Here is a 20,447-nt window from a genome sequence, read left to right on the forward strand (position 1 = left end):
TTTGATTTTTATACAAACATTTTTCTTCCGGTATTTTTTGAACAGCCCTTGCATCCCAGTACTGGCGCGGCTTTCAGGGCGATGAACAAGTTTCATAAACAGGGTTATCCACAGATTCTGTGGGTAAGTGCAGCAAGCCCTGTCAGGACGCGGGATTGCCTGTTATCCCCTGCAACAGGAGACCATTTTACAGGCTAACCTGATTTTATTCTGTTTTGTCCCACCCTCTGTAACTGTTGATTAACAGGCTCTATTGGCACTTTCCGGAGATATCTTTTTGCCAGCCCTTTCCCCATATGGGAATGACGCTAGTATCTCGTCATTTGACTCTTTTACGACCAAGAGATCCCCAGGTTGAATCTGCTGAAACCGCTCTGTGGCGAAGCGCTAGACAGCAGAATCTAAAATCTCACCCATGACAGTGCAAGCCCGGCTGCAACCAGCATGTTTCACTAATTGACAACGGGAAGGAGAGCAAAAATCACCTGCTTTTTTCCGATGCTCCCCTTATCCCGCCGCCTGCTCATTAAATAGCGTCCGATAACTTCCGATTAATCCCCCCTTATGCTTCTTTATTAGTGATAGATACGGCACAATATCGGCCCCACTTTTTTCCTCGGTTTTTCCGGGCATGACTATAGATTTTGTGACACTGCTGCATCAAAGCGACTCCCTGCTGCTCTTCGTGGTATTGGCCTTCGGCCTGCTGCTTGGCAAAGTGCGGATTGGCAACTTCCAGATTGGCAACACCATAGGTGTGCTGTTTACCGCCCTGCTGTTTGGCCAGATGGGCTTCGAGTTTACTGCCACCACAGAAAACGTCGGCTTTATGCTCTTCATCTTCTGTGTGGGGATTGAGGCGGGCCCCCACTTCTTCAGCGTCTTCCTGCGCGATGGCATCCACTACATCACCCTGACTCTGGTGATCTTGCTGACAGCTCTGCTGCTGACAGTGGGGCTGGCCAAGTTCTTCAATCTGGGGCCGGGCATGGCGGCGGGGATCCTGGCGGGTTCCCTCACATCGACCCCGGCGCTGGTGGGTGCACAGGATGCCCTGCGCAGTGGTCTGCTCAACCTGCCCCATCAAACCGATATGCAGGCGGTACTCGACAACATGGGCATCGGCTACGCCCTGACCTATCTGGTGGGTCTGGTTGGTCTGATGCTGGTGGTGCGCTATCTCCCGTCACTGGCACGACTCGATCTCAATACCGAAGCGCAAAAAATCGCCCGTGAGCGGGGCCTCTCCGACAGCGACAGTCGCAAGACCTATCTGCCCATCATTCGCGCCTATCGGGTTGGCCCCGAGCTGGCAGCCTGGATTGGCGGCCGTACCCTGCGTGAAACAGGCATCTATCCCCACACCGGCTGCTATGTGGAGCGGATCCGCCGCAACGGCATTCTCGCCAGTCCCGATGGGGATGCCGTCATTCAAGAAGGGGACGAGATCGCCCTGGTGGGCTATCCCGAGAGCCACGAGAAACTGGACGTCAACTACCGCAACGGTAAAGAGGTATTTGATCGCAACCTGCTCGACCTGCAGATCGTCACCGAAGAGATAGTGGTGAAAAACGACGCCGTGGTCGGCCGCCATCTGGTGGAGCTCAACCTCACCGAGAAAGGGTGCTTCCTCAACCGGGTGGTACGCTCCCAAATCGAGATGCCGTTCGATCGCAACATCATGTTGCAAAAAGGCGATGTGCTGCAGATCAGCGGCGAGAAACAGCGGGTCAAACTGCTGGCCAACAAGATCGGCTTTATCAGTATCCACAGCCAGACCACAGATCTAGTGGCTTTCACCACCTTCTTCGTGCTCGGCTTGCTGATCGGCTCCGTCTCGCTTGTGTTCGGCCAGATTGAATTTGGCCTCGGCAACGCCGTCGGTCTGCTGTTGGCTGGTATTCTGATGGGGTATCTGCGGGCCAACCACCCCACCGTGGGTTACGTACCGCCCGGAGCCCTGCGACTGGCCAAGGATCTCGGTCTTGCGGTCTTTATGGTGAGCACCGGCCTCAAGGCGGGTGGCGGCATTCTGGATCACCTGAGCGAAGTGGGTGCCGTAGTGCTCTTCTCCGGCATGTTGGTCACTACCCTGCCGGTGCTTGTCGGTTATCTGTTCGGGGTCTGGGTATTGAAAATGAACCCGGCGCTGCTGCTCGGCGCCATCACTGGTGCCCGTACCTGCGCCCCCGCCATGGATGTGGTCAACGAGGCCGCCAACAGCTCCATTCCGGCGCTTGGCTACGCAGGTACCTATGCGGTGGCCAACGTGATGCTGACGCTGGCAGGCTCCTTTATTATCGGCTTCTGGTTCTAACCAGTAACCATCAAATTACCGCTAACAAAGAAGGGAGCCTCAGGCTCCCTTCTTGCTATCTGCCTTTCTCCCAAGATGCGAAGCAGGCTTATTGGTGTGATCTCACCTGACACCAACCATCAGCGCTGAACTCTGCCCCCTATCCTACAATGGTTGACGCTCTGCTCTGCAATGAGTGATGGCAGATCACGGAAACAAAAAAAGCGCCCTGAGGCGCTTTTTTCATATCAACCGGATAATCATGCTTTGAACTTGCTGAACACCAGGGAGGCGTTGGTACCGCCAAAGCCGAAGCTGTTGGACATGACGGTGTTGAGCTCGGCCTCTTCGTACTCGCGCACGATGGGCAGACCTTCGGCCTTCTCGTCCAGAGTCTCGATGTTGATGCTGGGAGCGATAAAGCCGTGCTCCATCATCAGCAGTGAGTAGACAGCCTCGTGCACGCCCGCAGCGCCCAGCGCATGGCCGGTCATCGCCTTGGTGGCAGAGATCTTGGGACCGTTGGCACCAAACAGAGTCTGGATAGCTTCCAGCTCTTTGGTATCACCCACCGGAGTGGAGGTACCGTGGGTGTTGATGTAATCAACCTTGCCCACACCCTGCATCGCCATCTTCATGCAACGCACCGCGCCTTCACCGCTCGGCGCGACCATGTCATATCCATCGGAGGTAGCACCGTAACCGGTCAGCTCGGCATAGATGTGAGCGCCACGGGCCAGCGCATGTTCCAGCTCTTCGATCACTAGGATGCCGCCGCCACCGGAGATAACGAAACCATCGCGATTCGCATCATAGGTACGGGAGGCTTTTTCCGGCATGTCGTTGTACTTGGTGGAGAGGGCCCCCATGGCGTCAAACTGGATGGTAGAGGACCAGTCCAGCTCTTCACCGCCACCGGCGAAGACCACATCCTGTTTGCCAAGCTGGATCAGCTCAAGCGCGTGACCGATGCAGTGAGCAGAGGTGGCGCAAGCTGAACTGATGGAGTAATTGACACCCTTGATCTGGAACGGGGTCGCCAGGCAAGCAGAGGTTGTGGAGGACATAGTGCGCGGCACCATGTAAGGGCCCACACGCTTGACCCCTTTCTCGCGGGCGATGTCCACAGATTCCGAAGTGTTCTTGCCGGAGGCACCACCTGAACCGACCACCAGGCCGGTACGCTCGTTGGAGACCTGATCTTCCGCCAGACCGGCATCTTCAATGGCCTGCTGCATGGAGAGATAGGCGTAGGCCGCAGCGTCGCCCATGAAACGCATGACTTTACGGTCGATCAGTTCAGACGGATCGAGTTTGATGTTACCCCAGACACGGCTGCGCAGATTGTGCTGCTCGAACTGCTCGGAATAGGTGATGCCGGATTTACCTGCTTTCAGGGAGGCCAGCACTTCTTCCTTGTTGTTGCCGATACTGGAGATGACGCCGATACCGGTGATCACTGCTCTTCTCATTAATTCATCTCGTCTGGAAAAACTGGCGCCAAGTCTACCCGCTTTCGGCTGCCAAACTGGTCTGCTTTCACGTAGAATGCCCGCGATTTTGTGACGCGAGCCGAGGAAAACGTGAGTCAAACATCCTTACATCATGCCCGATTGGACTGGAATGAAGCGGGAACTCCTGTCTCCAGTGACTTCGGGGATGTGTACTTTTCCAATGATAACGGTCTAAGTGAAACCCGCTACGTCTTTTTGCAGCAAAACCGGCTACCTGCGCGATTTTCGCACCACGATAGTGACAGTTTCGTGATAGGTGAAACAGGTTTCGGCACAGGTCTTAACTTTCTGGCGACAATGCAAGCCTTCCTGGAACAGGCGCCCCAATCCGGTAACGGCTCCCGTCTGCACTTCATCAGTTTCGAGAAATACCCCCTGACCCAAGACGATCTGCGCAAGGCGCTGGCCGCCTGGCCTGAACTTGGCCACTTGAGCCAGGATCTTGTCGCCCAGTGGCCACTGCCGGTTTCCGGTTGCCACCGCCTGCATTTTACGGGTGGCCGCATTCGCCTCGATCTCTGGTTTGGCGACATCAAGGATATGCTGCCGCAAGTGCCTCACCGGGCAGAGGGGCTGGTGGATGCCTGGTATCTGGATGGTTTCTCCCCTGCCAAAAACCCGGAGATGTGGACACAGGAGCTGTTTGATGGTCTCGCTCGCCTCGCCCGTCCCGATTGCTCCATCGCCACCTTTACCTGTGCCGGTTTTGTCCGTCGCGGCCTGATTGCCGCCGGTTTTGCCATGAAGAAAGTGAAGGGCCACGGTAGCAAGCGGGAGATGCTGGTGGGGGATCGCACCGACAAGCAGCCGCAGCAGACCATCGCCCCCTGGTATGCCCGTCCTGCCGGACGCGCTGGCGAGGTGGTGATCATCGGCGGCGGCATCGCCTCGGCCATGACGGCGCTCTCTCTGGTGGAGCGGAGTCGCAAGGTGACGTTGCTGTGTGCAGATGACGAACCGGCCACCGGCGCCTCGGGCAACCGCCAGGGTGCCCTCTATCCACTGCTTAACGGCGAGCACGATGCCCTGTCACGCTTCTATTCGCTCGCTTTTGGCTATGCCCGCCAACGGCTACTGGCGTTGGCCGCGCATCATCCCATCGCTTTTGCACTGTGCGGGGTAACCCAGCTCGGTTATGACGACAAATCGGCAGCCAAGCTGGCGAAAATGAGCCAAGGCCCCTTCCCCCCCGAACTGATGTATCCCCTCTCTACAGCGGAGGTAGAGCAGGTGGTTGGCCTGCTCTGTGGCCACAGCGGCGTCAGTTACCCGCTGGGAGGCTGGCTCTGTCCGGCCGATCTCACCCGAGCCGCCCTGAATGAGGCGCAAGCCAGCGGCCTGCTTGAGGTGGTGTTCAACACCGAGGTGGTTGCCATTGCCGAGCAGACAGATGCTTGGCACATAGAGAGCCAGGACGGCCGCCACTGGCAGGCCCCCAATCTGGTGGTCGCCGCCGGTCACCAGTTGCCCGCGCTGCTCCCCTTTGCCGAGCTACCGCTCTATCCGGTGCGCGGTCAGGTGAGCCATGTGCCGACCACGGCCAGCTTGCGTCAGCTCAAGACTGTGCTCTGTTATGATGGCTACCTCACCCCGATGCACAACGAGCAGCACTGCATCGGCGCCAGTTATGGCCGCAACCAGAGCAGTCTCGAGTTTCGTGCCGAGGATCAGGCGCAGAATCAAGCGCGGTTGCAAGCCTGCCTGCCACAGCAAGCCTGGCCCGCCGAAGTGGATGTGAGCGGCAATGAGGCGCGCGTAGGGGTGCGTTGTGCCAGTCGGGATCACCTGCCAGTGGTGGGGTCAATCGTCAGATTGGCAGGCCTAGAGGATCACTATGCGCATCTGCAGCATGATCTGCACAACGCCCAGCCGCTGCCTCTTCACCCCGGCCTCTATGTGCTGGGAGCGCTCGGCTCACGGGGTCTCTGCTCGGCGCCGCTCTGTGGCGAGCTGCTCGCCAGCGAGATCTGCGGCGATCCCCTGCCGCTGGCTGCCGATCTGCTGGAGGCGCTCCACCCTGCCCGTTATTGGGTACGTAAACTGCTCAAGGGCAAAGCTCTGGTCTAAACCGGACTCTGCAAACAAATAGAATGGCCGCTCATCGGGCGGCCATTCTATTTATCAAATCGTGCGATGCTGGATATTGCGTCTTGAGATAGCGCTCACTTGGGCCAGTGCACACCCAGCTGCTCGCCGTAACCAGTCTGACGCTGGAAATCGTCTACCCTTGCCTTAACCTTGTTCAATTCGCCACTGCCCGCAGCCCAGGCGGCATAGCGCAATGCCTGGCAATCTGCATGGCCTGGTAGTGCCGCAATCGCCCCGCCCACCTGATTTCCGCCTTGCAGCACCATCTCTTTGAAACGGGATTCATAGTCAAACATGCTGGAGAGCAGCCGCCCCCAGCGTTGGCGAGCAGGGTCACTCCCCTCCGAACTCTGACGCCAGCGGGGCAACAATACGGTGGCATGAGTCGTTACCGTAACCCGTTTGAGCTGGCAGCGTCCCGGCAACTGCTCGGTATCCAGCTGCCAGTCCACCTTATAACTCGCCTTGCCGAGAACAGGCTTGCCATTCACCTTGGGGGCACTCTGAGCAATGGCGCGTGCCAGTTGATCTGGCTGGGCATCACTTACCTCATAAAAACGGACATTGATGCGGGACTCTGGCACCACTTGCGGCCGGCTCGGCTGAGCCTGACTCATCAGGGGCAACAGCAATAGCACGCTCCCCACTACTCCATAAACCTTGCTGACCATGCCAGACTACCTTCCTTGATTGCACGGGCGGAGTACCAACCTTGGTGAAACCCACCGCCACACAGATGACGGGTATAGCCTATGTGTGACCAAGAGGCGGCGCAATACAATGATGAGCCCAGAAATCAGAGCAAGCTCACAGGTTGCGTGAGCAAAGTATGGCACAAGGATGAAACTGTATTTTTATTGAGCAGGACGACTGATGCGCTGCCAGTCGAGGTGATAGTTTTTCACATTGATGTCATGACCATCTATCTGAATGAAATGATCATTTTTAAGACGGTTGGCAAAAAAGTCCTGATCTGCCCCCTCATTGAGCCACAGCTCGCAAAGTCCCCGTTTTCCCTCTTTGGCATAAAATCTCGGGGTGACCAGCAGCGCGACCCCATCTACCCGGATGGCATGACGGGCCAGGCAGTTTGCTTCGGTGGTTTTGGATGCCAGCGCGGCAAAACGGGGTCTGTTCCCCTCGGCAACCACCAGTACGCCGTAAGAGTGAGGAGCCATGAGACGCCGCATGGCGACCGCCTGATGAGGACCGGTTTGATGAAAACCGTCATTGGTTACTGCAAACACGCAAGTAGGTGAAAATAGCATCGCAAGCAGAAAAAGGGAGCGTTTAATGCCTGAAAAATCACCAATCGCCATATAAAAGCCTCAAAAGACAACCAAGGCTGGCAAGGGTAGGTAGCCAAACCCGCTGGGTAAAGTACCTTTACCTTTCTTTAATTCTGTTCACGGGGTTAAACGTTGATTTAGCTCACACAACATCCTGTTTCCAGTCGCCACTCTACCCCTATCGGAATAGACTCCCTCCACTCTCATCCAATCAGAAGGCAACATATGCTGGAACTCATCGTTGGCACCCTGGTCACCCTGGTGGTGGGCCGTGCCATTTTCAAAGGATACTCCGCGACCGGGGTGCTGCTGAGCGGCGGCTTGCTGCTACTGGTCATCACCGCCATGATGGGCAAGCCGGTACTGCCGAGCAAAGTGGTCAGCACCGGTTATATCGCAACCGATATCTTCGAATACGTCCGCTTCCTGCTCAATGATCGTGGCGGTGGACTGGGGATGCTGATCATGGTGCTGTGCGGCTTTGCCGGCTACATGAGCCATATCGGCGCCAACACCATTCTGGTCAAGCTGGCCAGCAAACCGCTCGGCATCATCAAGTCCCCCTATATCCTGCTTGTGGCTGCCTATCTGGTGGCCTGCGCCATGTCGCTGGCGGTGAGCTCCGCTACCGGCCTCGGCGTGCTGCTGATGGCCACCCTGTTCCCGCTGATGGTCAACATGGGGATCTCCCGTGGCGCGGCTGCGGCCGTGTGCGCCTCGCCAGCCGCTATCATTCTGGCACCGACCTCAGGGGACGTGGTGATGGCTGCTCAGGCCGCCAACATGCCGCTGCTGGATTTTGCCTTCAAGCTGACCCTGCCCATCTCGCTGGTGGCGATCGCCTGCATGGCGGTGACCCACTTCTTCTGGCAGCGCTACCTTGATCAAAAATCCGGTGAGCACAACGAGCCGGTCGCCCCGGGTGATCTGGTGACGACTGCGCCTGCCTTTTACGCCATCCTGCCTTTTACCCCCATCATCGGAGTGCTGGTGTTTGACGGCAAATGGGGTCCGCAGCTGGATATCGTCACCATCATCGTCATGTGCATGGTGCTGGCCAGCCTGCTGGAGCTGGTGCGGATCCGCAATGGCAAGGAGCTGCTGGACGGTCTGCAGGTCTGCTGGCGCAACATGGCTGATGCCTTTGCCGGTGTGGTCATGCTGCTGGTCGGTGCCGGTGTCTTCGCCCAGGGTCTGATGACCGTCGGCTTTATCGACACCCTGCTGGCTCACGCGCAGGATCTCGGTTCGGGTGGTCTGATCATGATGCTGTCACTGGTGGTGATCACCACCCTGGCCGCCTTCACCACCGGCTCGGGCAATGCTCCCTTCTACGCCTTCGTGGAGTTGATCCCCAACCTGGCCAGCAGCCTTGGCATCAACCCGGCCTATCTGGTGATCCCAATGCTGCAAGCCTCCAACCTGGGTCGCACCATTTCTCCGGTCTCCGGGGTGGTGGTCGCCTGTGCGGGGATGGGCAAGCTCTCGCCGTTCGAGGTGGTCAAGCGCACCAGTATGCCGGTCGCCGTCGGCCTGCTGGTGGTGATCGTCGCCACCCAGATCATGGTACCCGCCTGATCGCTGACCAGCCCGGCACCCTGCCGGGCTGGTATCCTCCCCCTCCTTTGCAGTAGACTCGGTGCTCATTTTCCCCCTAAGGAGGACCGAGATGAGTATTACGGTTCAACTTGCCCATTTCAGTGATTGCCACTCCCACTTCGATGGCGCGCCCATGAGCTTCTCCCCTGTCGGTGAAGGCCAGTGGCGCACCCAGTGCGGCGGTTATGCCCGGATCCTGACCCGACTGACCCAACTGCGTGCCAAAGCCGCAGCAGCCGGCCAGCGTTTTCTATTTCTGCACGGTGGCGACTCCTTTCAGGGTTCGCTCTATTTCAACCGCTTCAAAGGGCGCGCCAACGCCGACCTGCTCGCCATGCTGGCCCCCGATGCCATGGTACTTGGCAACCACGAGTTCGATCTGGGCAACGGCCCGCTGGTGGAGTTCTTGCGCCAGCTCGATTTTCCGGTGCTGGCCGCCAATCTGGACAACAGTCAGGAGCCAGCCGACACGCCGCTGGGGCTGTGGGATATTCCCCACCTCTACGACGCCCATCAGCCCTGGCATCGCCGGGTGATCGACGGGGTTCCCTTTGCACTGCTCGGCATCACCCTCGCCCAGATGGCTGCCATCGCCAACCCGGATCCCCACACCCGTTTCCACGCGGTCGCCGACACCCTCACCAGGGTGTTGCAGGAGATCAAGCGCGAAGGGATCCAGCATATCGTGCTGCTGAGCCACCTCGGGCTGGATCAGGACAAGCTGCTGGCCGAACGCTTCCCCGAGCTCAGTCTCATCATCGGCGGCCACACCCACAGCCTGCTCGGCGATCTCGCGCCGCTGGGTCTGCCAAGCGAAGGCAGTTATCCGCTGATGAACAACGGGGTGGCTATTTTGCATGCTGGCCACAGCGCCCTCTGCCTCGGTGTCTGCGAGCTCACCTTCGATGAGGCGGGCCGCGTCGTGCAGAGTCAGGGTCAGCTGGAGTGGCTCCCCTGGCAGCCCTGGCCGTACGCCTCCACGCCACCTGTCGGGCTCACCTTCTGTGAGCCGGACCCACAGCTTGAACAACATCTGGCCAAACGCTATCGGCCGGAGATTGAAACCATGAGCCAGCGCATCGTCACCCGACTGGCGGCGCCACTTCCCCATCAGCGGCTGCCGGATGCCACCCAGCCCCACGGCAGCCAGCTCGCCCCGCTGGTGGCCCGCGCCATGCTGACCGCCGCCCGTGAACAGGTAGGCGAGGTGGACTTTGCCCTGCACAATGCTGGCGGCGTGCGCTGCTCGCTGGAGCCGGGCCCCCTGAGCGAAGCGGATATCGCCGGTCGCCTGCTGCCGTTTGCCATTCCCCTCACCCTCTATCGGGTGCACGGTCACGAGCTGGCGGAGGCACTGGAGAATGCCATCGACAACGCCACCAACAACGGCGTGGTCGGCAATGGCAACGGCAGCTTCCCCTACACCGCGGGGGTGCGATTCACCTATCAGGCCGATCGGCCCAAGGGCCAGCGCATCACCCGACTGGAGTGGGAAGCCGCCCCCGGCCAGTGGCAAGCGGTCAATGCCGAACAGGTCTATCGCGGAGTGTCGAGCGCCTATACCGCCTCCGGCAAGGAGGGCTACACCGCACTGGCGCGTACCCTGACCCAGCACAATCAGGAGCTCGGCATCACCCTGGCCGACGCCTTTATCCGCTGGGCCCGTCACCTGCCGACACTGGAAGCGCAGCCGCCCCTGCTTGAGTACCTCAGTTGATGCAGAGGGGGGATGGCTTGCTACATCCCCTGACGGCCAATATTGCCGCAGCCAGCGCCCGGTTCCCTGCAAGAACCGGGCTTTTTCGAGAATATTTGCCCCACACGGGCCCGCCCCATTGCATCGCACTCACTAGCTCGGCAAGATAGGCCCGCTTTCAAGACCAGCTGCAGGAACAGGCGACTTCATGAATCACTCCATCCGTTTCACTCCCCCTCGCGTCAACCCGGGTATCAAGCCAGCCATCGTGCTGCTTACCGCCCTGCTGGCGCTGCTCTTCTGTCTGCGCAACCCGCTCTTCCATACCATGGCGCCAGGCTTTGATGCCTCGCTGTTCGCGGTGATGGGCAAGATGTGGAGCGAAGGTGGCGTGCTCTATCGCGACATGATCGACATCAAGGGGCCGATGATCTTCGCCCTCGATGCGCTGGGCTATCGAATGGGGGGATTTGTCGGGATCTGGACACTGGAGTGGGTGCTCTGCTGGCTCGGATTGCTGGCCAGCTGGCAGGCCTTTGCCCAGCTCGGACTCTCGTTCAAGGCACGCCTCGGCGCCATGCTGGCGGTGCTGGCTCTCTACGGCACCCGTTACTACTACGGCAACATGACTGAGGACTGGACCTTCCACCTCGCCCTCATCGCCCAGTGGGCCTTCATTACCCTGCTGCTGGACAAGGGATTTCGCTGGTGGCCGGCACTGGTGGCGGCACTCACCTTCGCCATCGTCGCCTGGATGCGCACCAACAACGGCGCCTTCTGGGGGGCCTGGTATCTGGTGCTGTTCTGCCACTGGTGTCTGCAAGAGAAGTGGCGTGACGCCATTCTGCTGCTCATCTCCAGCCTGCTGGGGCTGGCGCTGATTGGCGGCCCGCTTTACGCCTACTTCCAGCAGCATGATCTGCTGGCGGCCTTCAAATACTACGCCTTCGACATCTTCTTCGAAGGGAGCTACGGCAATGGCTTCTCCCCCATGGTGGGCGCCGTCGGCCTGCTGCGCACCGGCCTTATCATGCTGCTACCCGCCTTCATCATTCTGATGCTGAGCCGCCGTCAGGAGTGGTATCTGCCCGCCCTGCTGGCGACCCTGTTTGGGGTACTGTTTACCCTGATCGCCAACTCGGTCTCCGGCCATGTGTTCGATCACTACGACGTGCTCTATCTGCAACTGGCAGTGCTGCCGCTGGCGGTATTGCTGGATCGCAGCGAACAACAGGCTGATGCGATCGGCCTGCTCTGCATCTCGCTGGTGGTACTCACTGCCAGCTGGCTGCTGGCCCAGCAGCTCGCCTTTGGCTGGAGCACCAAGGAGTGGTCCCTCGAACGGGTCAACGAGGTGCTCGGCACCAGCCTGCTGTGGGCGCTGCCGGTGCTGATCCTCATCCCTCTCTGGCGCGCCTGGGATGTGCGCAGTGCCACCCCCTGGCTGGCAACGCTGGCCATGCTGCTGCTGATGATCAACAACGCCTGGGAAGGCACCCTCAAAGGTCGCCCTTTCAATCCGGCAGCTCAGGTACGGGTTGATCGCATCAAGGCCGAGACAGTCCCGAGCGACAAGATCTGGGTCGATGGCATCCAGCCGCAATATTATCTCTGGACCGATCGCCAGCCGGCTTCCGCCTACCTCTTCTTTGCCAACGTCAATCCGCCCTATGACGTGCGCGAGCGGGTGCTGGCCGATATCCAGCGCCAGAGCCCGAAGTTCATCATCGCCAAGCCGGATCGGGTGAGCGAGGAGCTGAAAAAGCCGAGCTCCCCTTCCCATCTCGCCTTCTATCAATACCTGACCAGCCACTATGAAGAGGTGGATCCGGGTCTCTATCGCCGACGCTGATCGTCAATACGCCCCGCAGGGCTGCCATTGTTGCAATGGCCGCCCTTTTTCTTGCGCCAGAGCCCCCTTGCAGCAGCGGCCCGCAGTAGGCAAGCCCGCCCGAGATAACTACAATGACGCTCTTTTTGATGTAACGAGTGACACCATGGCGGAACTGACTTATCTGGGCGGCTATCCCGACCCCCTCAAGGCACAGGTACAACAGCTGATTGCGGCAGGCAAGCTGGGGGAGATGCTGGCCAAACGCTATCCGGAGAGCCACCAGATCCAGAGCGACAAGGCGCTGCTCGCCTACACCATGGAGCTGAAGAACCGCTACCTCAAGAGCTCGGCGCCCCTGTCAAAGGTGGTGTTCGATGGCAAGATCAACGTGATCAAGGATGCCCTCGGCCTGCACACCTACGTCAGCCGGGTGCAGGGCAGCAAGCTCAAGGCCAAGAACGAGATCCGCATCGCCGCCCTGTTCAAGGAGGCACCGCCCCCGTTCCTGAAAATGATCGTGGTGCACGAGCTGGCCCACATCAAAGAGAAGGATCACAACAAGAGCTTCTATCAGCTCTGCCAGCACATGGAGCCGGACTATCATCAACTGGAGTTTGATCTCAGGCTCTGGCTCACCTGGCGCGATATCGACAAGGCCAACCGCTAGGCTGACAACCGTTTCAGGGAGGAAACATGTCATTTGCCGCAACCCCCTTTGGTGCCACCCGCTTTATTGCCACTTTGGTAATGGCCAGCTTGGGCCGCGCTGCCCATCCCCGCCGCGCGTCACGCGGGCTGCTGGCGCTGCTGCTTCTGCTCGCGGGCCACAGCGCCCGTGCCGATGAGCGCTGGCAGAGCGACAGCTATCTGGTCGAGAGCTTTATGGCCATCGCCATGGAGCGGGAGTATGGCGAAGCCAGGCAGACCCGTTTTGCCCGCTGGCAGCAGCCGATCCGGCTGCAACTTATCAACGAATCGGGTGACAAGCCGCTGCAGGCCGACGTGGTGAAGGTACAGGCGGCCCATCTGGCTCGCATCACCGGCCACCCCATCAGCATGGTGGCCGCAAAGCCCAACCTCACCCTGATCATGACCGACTACAGCAAGATGAAGAGCTGGGCCAACCGCACCATGGGGGGCGATCCATCGGTCAAGATGGCGCTCAAGGAGGGGCTCTGCCTTGCCAACTTCGCAACCAATGCGAAACACGAGATCAGCCGTGCCACCATCATCATTCCGGTAGACTACAGCAGAGCCAAGGGGCGTTTTCTCGACTGTGTGGTGGAGGAGTTCACCCAGGTGATGGGGCTGCCCAACGATTCGGACAAGGTGTTTCCCTCCATCTTCAATGACAACAGCATCGACAGCTTTTTGACCGGGCTGGACTATGTGCTGCTCAAGATGGCCTATCACCCGGCCCTCAAAGCCGGAATGAGCAGTGACGAGATCCGCGCCGCACTGCCCATTGCGCTGGCCGACCTGCGCGCCAAAGGGGAGATCCGCGAAGCCAATCGCCGGGTGCAGCAGCAGAGCCTGAAAAGCTGGGCGGGACTCTAACGGCATGGCTCAACCCAGAGCCAGACAAGCCACTGCGACTCACCACCAACAAAAAACGCAGCCACCTAGCTGCGTTTTTTGTTGTCCGAGGATCAACGGATCAGTAGCGGGCATGCCCATTTATCCAACACCAGAATTATCCACTGACCATGGGGATCAGGATGCGACGTTCTCTTCCGGCATCCAGCTCTCGGCGTTCTCCCACACCTCCTGCACCATGGCTTCGGCCAGCTCTTTGTCTTCCTTGCTGGCACAGCTGACGGTCAGAGCCATGGCGCTGCCCGGCGCGACCCGCACATAGATATCGGGGAATTTTTCGCCAAGCTGCTTGAGCAGCTCCTGACGCAGCGCCTCCATGGTCGAGGTCGGGATCTGATGTTTTCTGTCAATGATGATTTCAAGACGCATAGGAAACTTCTCCATGATTTATAACTGTATTTTTATCCAGTATTCATGGGAAGTAAAGTGCCAACTTGCACCAATCAGAAAAGATCCAGCTGCTGACCGCAGATCCGGTCGAACGACTCGCCGATAAAGGGCAGGATGGCGTCGGCAATGGGTCGCAACTGCTTGTCGATATAGTGTTCGTAATCGATGGCGCTGCGCCGGTACTCCAGCGGTTCTGGGCCATTGAGGGTCATCAGATAGGCGATGGCGCCCCGATGCTGATAGCGCTGGGGCAGACCGCGGCGCAGGTTCTCCTCATCGGCCAGCCGCGCCGCCCGCACATGGGGCGGCACATTCTTCTGATACTCTTCGAGCTTCTGGCGCAGCCGTTTGCGGTAGATAAGCAGATCGTCGTGACGACCGGCGCGGGTCTCATCGACCATGATGCGCACATAACCGCTGGGATCTTCATCGTGAAACACCAGCTCATAGAGGCGGGTCTGGAACTGCTTGGCCAGCATGGTCCAGTCGGTGCGCACCGATTCGAGCCCCTTGAACACCAGCTGTTCACTCCCTTCACTGGCCTTGCCAACCAGCCCCGCATAGCGCTTCTTGCTGCCCTTCTCCAGCCCGCGAATGGTGGGCATCAGGAAGCGGCGATAGTGGGTCTCGTACTGGATCTCCAGATAGCTCGGCAGGTTGAACTCGCACCTGATCAGTGCAGCCCAGTTATCGTTGATCATTTGCGCCAGTCGCTGGCCGATCTCGTCCGCCTCATCGGGGCTGGTCTCGCGCCCCAGATGGACAAAGGTGGAATCGGTGTCACCATAGATCACCTCGAACCCCTTCGCCTCAATCCACTCGCGGGTCTGCTGCATGATGCTGTGGCCACGCAGGGTAATGGACGAGGCTAGGCGCGGATCATAGAAACGGCAGCCCCCCGACCCCAGCACCCCGTAGAAGGAGTTCATGATGATCTTGATGGCCTGGGAGAGTGCCTTGTTGCTGGCAGCCTTGGCCCGATCCCGCGCCGCCCAGAGGGTAGCGATGAGACCCGGCAAGAAGTGCCGCTCGCGGGAGAACATGGCGCCGCGAAAGCCCGGAATGGCGTGCTCGGGATGCTGCAGCCCCTCGATGAGCCCCATGGGGTCGATGCAGAAGGTGCGGATGATGCTGGGATAGAGGCTCTTGAAATCGAGCACCAGCACATGACGATAGAGACCGGGTTTGGAGTCCATCACATAGCCGCCGGGGCTCGCCAGCCCACCGTCGGCTGGCAAATTGGGGGCCACGTAGCCGCCACGATGCAGCCGCGGCAGATAGAGGTTGGTAAAGGCCGCCACCGAGCCCCCCACCCTGTCCAGCTCAAGGCCGGTGAGGGAGGCGCGTTCAATGGCAAAAGGGATGAGGTGGCAGAAATCGAAGATTTCCCACACCAGCTTGCAATCTTCCAGGTTGTAGCGGGCCAGCGCCTCCTTGTCGGAGTGGAACAGTTCGGTGATCTTCTCCCCCCGATTGGCCACGTCCTCGATATCCTTGCCACGGCCAAGCAGTTCGCTCGCCACCGCATCCAGGCTGTAGCTAGCAAACTGCCAGGTAGCGCTTTTCAGGGTATCGATGCCGTCGAGCACCATGCGCCCGGGAATGATGACGTTGCCAGTCTGGGGATCGCCCCGTGACGAGCGCCAGAAACAGAGCTCGCGCCCCCGCCCGAGCCGCAGCCGCCGCTTGTTAAGCTCGGCGCGGCGTAGCAGCAGGCGAAAATCAAAATTAACCACGTTCCAGCCGATGACCAGATCGGGGTCATGCAGGCTGAACCAGCTCTCCAGCGCACTCAGCAGGGCGCTCTCGTCCTCTACCCACTGGACCTGGGTGCCCCAGCTCTCGGCATCCGCTCCCGAGGTACCGATCATGATGACCCGCGCATCCTGCTCGCTGTAAAGACCGACCGAGAAGAGGGCCCCGTCCATGGCGCACTCCACATCCAGTGACACCCAGGAGAGGGTTGGCGTCACCGCCTGCGGCGCGCAGCGCGCCTCGTTCACCTCCCAGTAGCCCTGCTTGCCCCCCTTTTTTACCGCCCGGCCATCAAAGCGCACGCCAGCGGTGATGAAACGCTCCATCAGAAACCGCTCCGGCAGCCGGATATCCGCCTCGAAGTGCTCAAGTCCGCGAATAAGCAACAGCTCGATGGCGCGGTGAAAGGCGCTCAGGGTGGCGAAATAGCAGCCCACCACCGGGCGACCGTCGAAGGTGTGCATCGGCAGGCGGCGAAACCGCCCGCTCACCCCGGCCCCCTTGAACAGCTCGGCGGCTTCTGCCATATGGCTCTGCGGCAAAAAGAACACCGGCTCCTGCCCCGGCACCACCACCCGTACCGGCCCCTGCGCGCTCCAGAGCCACATCACGATTTCGGTGGTTGCAGGCAGCCCGTTGCGGCCGCGCACGTCCCGACCGTGGCGGGTCAGGATAAAACCGTCGAGGGGCGGAGTGGCGGGTACAGTGGGCTGGGTTGCAGTCATGAAGCGTAAAGGGGCTGTCCGAGAATGGGACTATTGTACGTTCATACAGTGCCTACTCGCAATCGTCATGCTGGCTGCGAGGCGGGAGTCAAACTGGTAAGCTCGATCCGGTCGTTATTCCCGCTCATCCCGTTCTGACCACTCTTCGCCGACAAAAGGAGTCTTTGTGGCAATCTATTCCCTGCTGGATCAGCTGGCTATCCCCTACCAGCGTGTCGATCATCCCCCCGTATTTACCTGTGAGGAGGCGAGCAAGCTGCTGCCCGACCTGCCCGCCGCCAAGACCAAGAACCTCTTTTTACGCGACCCGAAAAGCGAGCGGCTGTTTCTGGTGGTGAGTCCGGAGGAGCGCCGGGTCGATCTCAAGGCGCTGGCAGCCATGCTCGGCGTCAAGCGGCTGAGCTTTGGCTCCCCCGAGCGGCTCGATGCGGTACTCGGCCTCACCCCGGGCTCGGTGACCCTGCTCGCCATGGTGCGCGACAGGGAAAATGCGGTAGAGCTGGTGGTGGACGAGGCCATCTGGCAAGCCGAGCAGATGCAGTGCCATCCGCTGGTCAACACCGCTACCCTGATCATCCGCCTCGACGATGTGCGCCGCCTGCTGGCCCACCTCGGTCGGGAGGCCAACGTCATGCGGCTGCCGGTCATTATTGACTGACCCAAGAGTGTGGGAAGCATAAACGCTCCGGCGTCATGCCCCGCCCCTGATTAATCGAGTCAGCAGCCCTCTTGTGGCGGTTGTTGCCGCGATCGTGCCCGGATCACTTGAACCATTGCTCAACGGCGCAATTCATGCTGTGATCCGGCCCAGTCACCCGGCCCTGAGGTCGCTGCGCCGTTCCCGGCAGGAAGAGCCCAAACCCTTGATGCAGAGTCTGTTTTCCTCGGCCCAGTTGCTGAGTCTGGTGCTGTTCGTCAGCCTGTCGCACATCGGGGTCGCGGCCATTTTCGCCTACCTGTGGCATACCCAGCGACCGCTGCGCTCCCTGCTCTACTGGTCGGCCAGCGAACTGGCCATCGCCGCCGCCTTTGGCTGCCTGCTGCTGCGACCCCTTACGGGAGAGATCTCCCTTGCCAATATCCTGCTTACCAATCTGCTGATCATCGCCACCCCGCTACTCTATGAGCGGGGGCTGCGCCACTTCTTCCGGCGCGAGGCCGACCGTTTCGGCTGGCTCTGCCCGCTCCTTGCCCTCGCCGGCTTCCTGCTATTCGCTGTCACCGCCACACAGCTACCGCAGGATGACATACACAGCCGGATCGTGGTGCTATCCGGGGCCATCTCGCTGCAAATGTGCCTGCTGCTGTGGCAGCTCTGGCGCTATCAGCGGTTGGCCCCCGCCTACCGGGTGCTGCGCTTTGCCATCTTGCTGCTTGCGCTGCAACTGGCCCTGCAACTGATCAGGATGGCCAAGCATCAGTGGTGGCCGGAGTCGGCCGCCTCTAGCCTCACCGATCCCCTGCTCGGCCCGGTGATCCTGCTCAGCCTGCTCTTTACCATTGCACGCAGCTTCATTTTACTGAGCCTGGTGCACACCCGTCAGCAGCAGGCGCTGCTCGCCACCCAGCGCGAGCTGGAGCGGCGCGCCAACCTGGATGCCCTGACCGGACTGGACAGCCGACACTATTTCGAACACCAGGTGGCCCTGCGTGCCCGCAAGATGGCTAGCCCCGGCCAGCTGCTGCTGATCGATCTGGACAACTTCAAGCAGATCAATGACCGCCACGGTCATCCCGCTGGCGACGCCATGCTGCGGGCGGTGGGACGGGTGATCCGGGAGAGCCTGCTGACGGCGGGGCTAGCCGGGCGCCTTGGCGGCGACGAGCTGGCGCTGCTGGTGATGGAGACTTCGCAAACGCTGCCGGCCTGCTGCCAGACCCTGCAGCAGCGGGTCGCAGACGCCACTCGGTCGCTGGCCGGTGGCCCCATCAGCCTCAGCATCGGCCTCACCTCGCTGCACCCTGACGAGGGATTTGAAGCGGCCTACCTGCGAGCGGATCAGGCCCTTTACGCCGCCAAACAGGCTGGAAGGCAACGGGCCTGCGTACAGGAGCTCCACCACAACGAGCCGCAACCGCTGCAGCCCTGCGCGCTCCGGTCATGAGCGCAGTGCTCGCTCTGCAGTGCCGACCGGCCAGACTGGCAGATGCCCCAGCTTACTGGCGCTATGTCACCGAATGCGCCAAAGACGGACAGCCGCTCTATCAGGTGGCACAATTTGACCCGGACAGCTGGCTACAGAGCCTGCTGGATCACGCAGAAGGGCGCAACTTGCCCAGTGGATACCTGCCGACTACCACCTATTTTGCCCTCGATGGCGAGGAGATCACCGCCACCCTGCGACTGCGTCACGGTGACAATGAGGCAACCCGCCAGTGGCTGGGTCATATCGGTTACGAAACCCGCCCCTGTCGCCGTGACGAAGGGGCCGCGACCGTGCTGCTGCGCTGGGTGCAACAACAGGTGCTGGCAGCGCCGGTGCTGATCAGCTGTTACCAAGACAATCTGGCTTCCCGCAAGGTCATTACGGCCGCCGGGGGCGTGTTGCTGGGGCGGCGCTTCCACCCGGGGGATCGCAACTGGCTGGAGATGTATCAGCTAGCCCCCAGCCCCAACCGACCATAGCCGCAGCAGTAATAAAAAGAGCGCCCCGAAGGCGCTCTTTTTGCGAACGTGGCAAGACCGTTAGTAGCTGTCTTCCTGCTCCGCCTTCATCCGGGCCTGACGGGCATAGGCCTCCTCCTCGGCGCTCTCAATCTCCTGCAGCACCGAATCGAGATCGATGGCGGCGCGGCTCTCTTCAAAGTGACCGGTCAGCTCGCTATCGGGGGTGAGTTTGCCATCTTCAAACAGCGCCCACATCTCCAGGGCATAACGGGTCTTGAGCAGCTCGGGGGCATACATACCGTAGTAGTTGCGCATGTTGTTGACGTCCCGCTCCAGCATCGCCTTGGCCTGGTTGTTGGCGGCGGCATCCACCACCTGGGGCAGGTCGATGATGACCGGGCCCTGTTCATCCACCAGCACGTTGAACTCGGAGAGATCGCCGTGGATAAGACCGGCGCAAAGCATCCGCACCACGTAACGGATCACCTTGGCATGGTCGATGACCGCCTGCTCGGGGGTAAGCGCCACATCGTTGAGGCGCGGCGCGACATTGCCATCCTCATCGGTGATAAGTTCCATCAAGAGGACGCCATCGAGGCAGACATAGGGCTGCGGCACCCGCACACCGGCCGCCGCCAACTTGAACAGGGCGTCGACCTCGGTGTTCTGCCACACCTCTTCATGCTGTTTGCGGCCGTACTTGGAGCCCTTCTCCATGGCGCGAGCGCTGCGGCTGTTACGCACCTTGCGCCCCTCCTGATAGACCACGGCCTGCTTGAAGCTGCGCTTGGACGCCTCTTTATAGACTTTGGCGCAGCGGATCTCGTCGCCGCAGCGCACCACATAGACGTCGGCCTCTTTGCCGCTCATCAACCGGCTGACGACCTCATCGACCAGGCCGTCATCAACCAGAGGTTGGATTCGATTTGGAATTTTCATGGCCGCCCTTTTACCCTATTTCCGCTCTCGAAGATAGCTCCGCGCACGCTCACCTGCCTCTCCCTTTCATAAGACACCCTGTTATCCCCTGTTTGCGCTGTTTTTGTCCACCTGTTCG

Annotated in this window: 16 protein-coding genes; 10 read left to right on the forward strand and 6 right to left on the reverse strand. The window is 60.2% G+C overall.

Annotation, left to right across the window (positions count from 1 at the left end; genetic code table 11):
• The first annotated feature begins 631 nt into the window (after positions 1 to 631).
• On the forward strand, positions 632 to 2,317 hold the full coding sequence (locus G5287_RS17925) for an aspartate:alanine antiporter (protein WP_005345980.1): 1,686 nt from the start codon (positions 632 to 634) through the stop codon (positions 2,315 to 2,317).
• A 239-nt stretch (positions 2,318 to 2,556) separates the two neighbouring features.
• Here the strand turns inward: G5287_RS17925 and fabB are convergent, their stop codons facing one another.
• Positions 2,557 to 3,768, reverse strand: coding sequence for a beta-ketoacyl-ACP synthase I (gene fabB, locus G5287_RS17930; protein WP_216978860.1), 1,212 nt, complete (start codon positions 3,766 to 3,768; stop codon positions 2,557 to 2,559).
• A gap of 90 nt (positions 3,769 to 3,858) precedes the next feature.
• Between fabB and mnmC the strand changes: the two genes are divergently transcribed.
• Complete coding sequence (gene mnmC, locus G5287_RS17935; RefSeq protein WP_421231657.1) at positions 3,859 to 5,877, forward strand: bifunctional tRNA (5-methylaminomethyl-2-thiouridine)(34)-methyltransferase MnmD/FAD-dependent 5-carboxymethylaminomethyl-2-thiouridine(34) oxidoreductase MnmC; 2,019 nt, start codon at positions 3,859 to 3,861, stop codon at positions 5,875 to 5,877.
• A 95-nt stretch (positions 5,878 to 5,972) separates the two neighbouring features.
• Here the strand turns inward: mnmC and G5287_RS17940 are convergent, their stop codons facing one another.
• Both G5287_RS17940 and G5287_RS17945 read right to left on the reverse strand, forming a co-directional pair.
• Positions 5,973 to 6,569: a DUF922 domain-containing protein gene (locus tag G5287_RS17940; RefSeq protein ID WP_421231658.1), complete on the reverse strand. Its 597-nt coding sequence runs from the start codon at positions 6,567 to 6,569 to the stop codon at positions 5,973 to 5,975.
• 183 nt (positions 6,570 to 6,752) lie between these two features.
• Entirely contained in the window at positions 6,753 to 7,217 is a 465-nt protein-coding gene (locus tag G5287_RS17945; RefSeq protein WP_227342763.1) for a hypothetical protein, read from the reverse strand.
• Positions 7,218 to 7,412: 195 nt separating this feature from the next.
• On the opposite strand from G5287_RS17945, the gene dcuC reads away from it, so the two are divergent.
• The 5 genes from dcuC (at position 7,413) to G5287_RS17970 (ending at position 13,873) form a co-directional block, all read left to right on the forward strand.
• Positions 7,413 to 8,765: an anaerobic C4-dicarboxylate transporter DcuC gene (dcuC, locus tag G5287_RS17950; RefSeq protein ID WP_227342761.1), complete on the forward strand. Its 1,353-nt coding sequence runs from the start codon at positions 7,413 to 7,415 to the stop codon at positions 8,763 to 8,765.
• 91 nt (positions 8,766 to 8,856) lie between these two features.
• On the forward strand, positions 8,857 to 10,503 hold the full coding sequence (locus G5287_RS17955; protein ID WP_227342759.1) for a bifunctional metallophosphatase/5'-nucleotidase: 1,647 nt from the start codon (positions 8,857 to 8,859) through the stop codon (positions 10,501 to 10,503).
• A 187-nt stretch (positions 10,504 to 10,690) separates the two neighbouring features.
• A complete protein-coding gene (locus G5287_RS17960) occupies positions 10,691 to 12,334 on the forward strand; it encodes a hypothetical protein (protein WP_227342758.1) in 1,644 nt (547 codons plus the stop codon).
• A gap of 145 nt (positions 12,335 to 12,479) precedes the next feature.
• Entirely contained in the window at positions 12,480 to 12,983 is a 504-nt protein-coding gene (locus G5287_RS17965; RefSeq protein ID WP_005333421.1) for a M48 family metallopeptidase, read from the forward strand.
• A 26-nt stretch (positions 12,984 to 13,009) separates the two neighbouring features.
• Positions 13,010 to 13,873: a DUF2927 domain-containing protein gene (locus G5287_RS17970; protein ID WP_421231659.1), complete on the forward strand. Its 864-nt coding sequence runs from the start codon at positions 13,010 to 13,012 to the stop codon at positions 13,871 to 13,873.
• 156 nt (positions 13,874 to 14,029) lie between these two features.
• Here G5287_RS17970 and G5287_RS17975 read toward each other — a convergent pair whose 3' ends face one another.
• Positions 14,030 to 14,281 carry a DinI family protein gene (locus tag G5287_RS17975; protein ID WP_421231660.1) on the reverse strand — a complete coding sequence of 84 codons (252 nt, stop codon included), beginning with the start codon at positions 14,279 to 14,281 and terminating at the stop codon, positions 14,030 to 14,032.
• A 74-nt stretch (positions 14,282 to 14,355) separates the two neighbouring features.
• Positions 14,356 to 16,782: a DNA polymerase II gene (locus G5287_RS17980; RefSeq protein ID WP_421231661.1), complete on the reverse strand. Its 2,427-nt coding sequence runs from the start codon at positions 16,780 to 16,782 to the stop codon at positions 14,356 to 14,358.
• 166 nt (positions 16,783 to 16,948) lie between these two features.
• Here G5287_RS17980 and G5287_RS17985 point away from each other — a divergent pair, with 166 nt between their 5' ends.
• From G5287_RS17985 to G5287_RS17995, 3 genes are all read left to right on the forward strand, one after another.
• Positions 16,949 to 17,440 (forward strand): prolyl-tRNA synthetase associated domain-containing protein, encoded by a 492-nt coding sequence (locus G5287_RS17985; RefSeq protein ID WP_219296630.1) that lies wholly within the window; start codon positions 16,949 to 16,951, stop codon positions 17,438 to 17,440.
• Between the two features lie 208 nt (positions 17,441 to 17,648).
• The gene (locus G5287_RS17990) at positions 17,649 to 18,887 is read left to right on the forward strand and encodes a GGDEF domain-containing protein (RefSeq protein WP_421231662.1); all 1,239 of its coding nucleotides are present in this window, start codon (positions 17,649 to 17,651) and stop codon (positions 18,885 to 18,887) included.
• Complete coding sequence (locus tag G5287_RS17995; RefSeq protein WP_421173192.1) at positions 18,884 to 19,408, forward strand: GNAT family N-acetyltransferase; 525 nt, start codon at positions 18,884 to 18,886, stop codon at positions 19,406 to 19,408. Before G5287_RS17990 ends, G5287_RS17995 begins: the two co-directional genes overlap by 4 nt.
• Before the next feature lie 60 nt (positions 19,409 to 19,468).
• On the opposite strand, the gene G5287_RS18000 is transcribed toward G5287_RS17995, so the two are convergent.
• Positions 19,469 to 20,329, reverse strand: coding sequence for a PA4780 family RIO1-like protein kinase (locus G5287_RS18000; RefSeq protein WP_227342745.1), 861 nt, complete (start codon positions 20,327 to 20,329; stop codon positions 19,469 to 19,471).
• Between the last annotated feature and the right edge of the window lie 118 nt (positions 20,330 to 20,447).

It is taken from the genome of Aeromonas sp. 603079 (assembly GCF_049172135.1).
Lineage (GTDB): Bacteria > Pseudomonadota > Gammaproteobacteria > Enterobacterales > Aeromonadaceae > Aeromonas > Aeromonas veronii.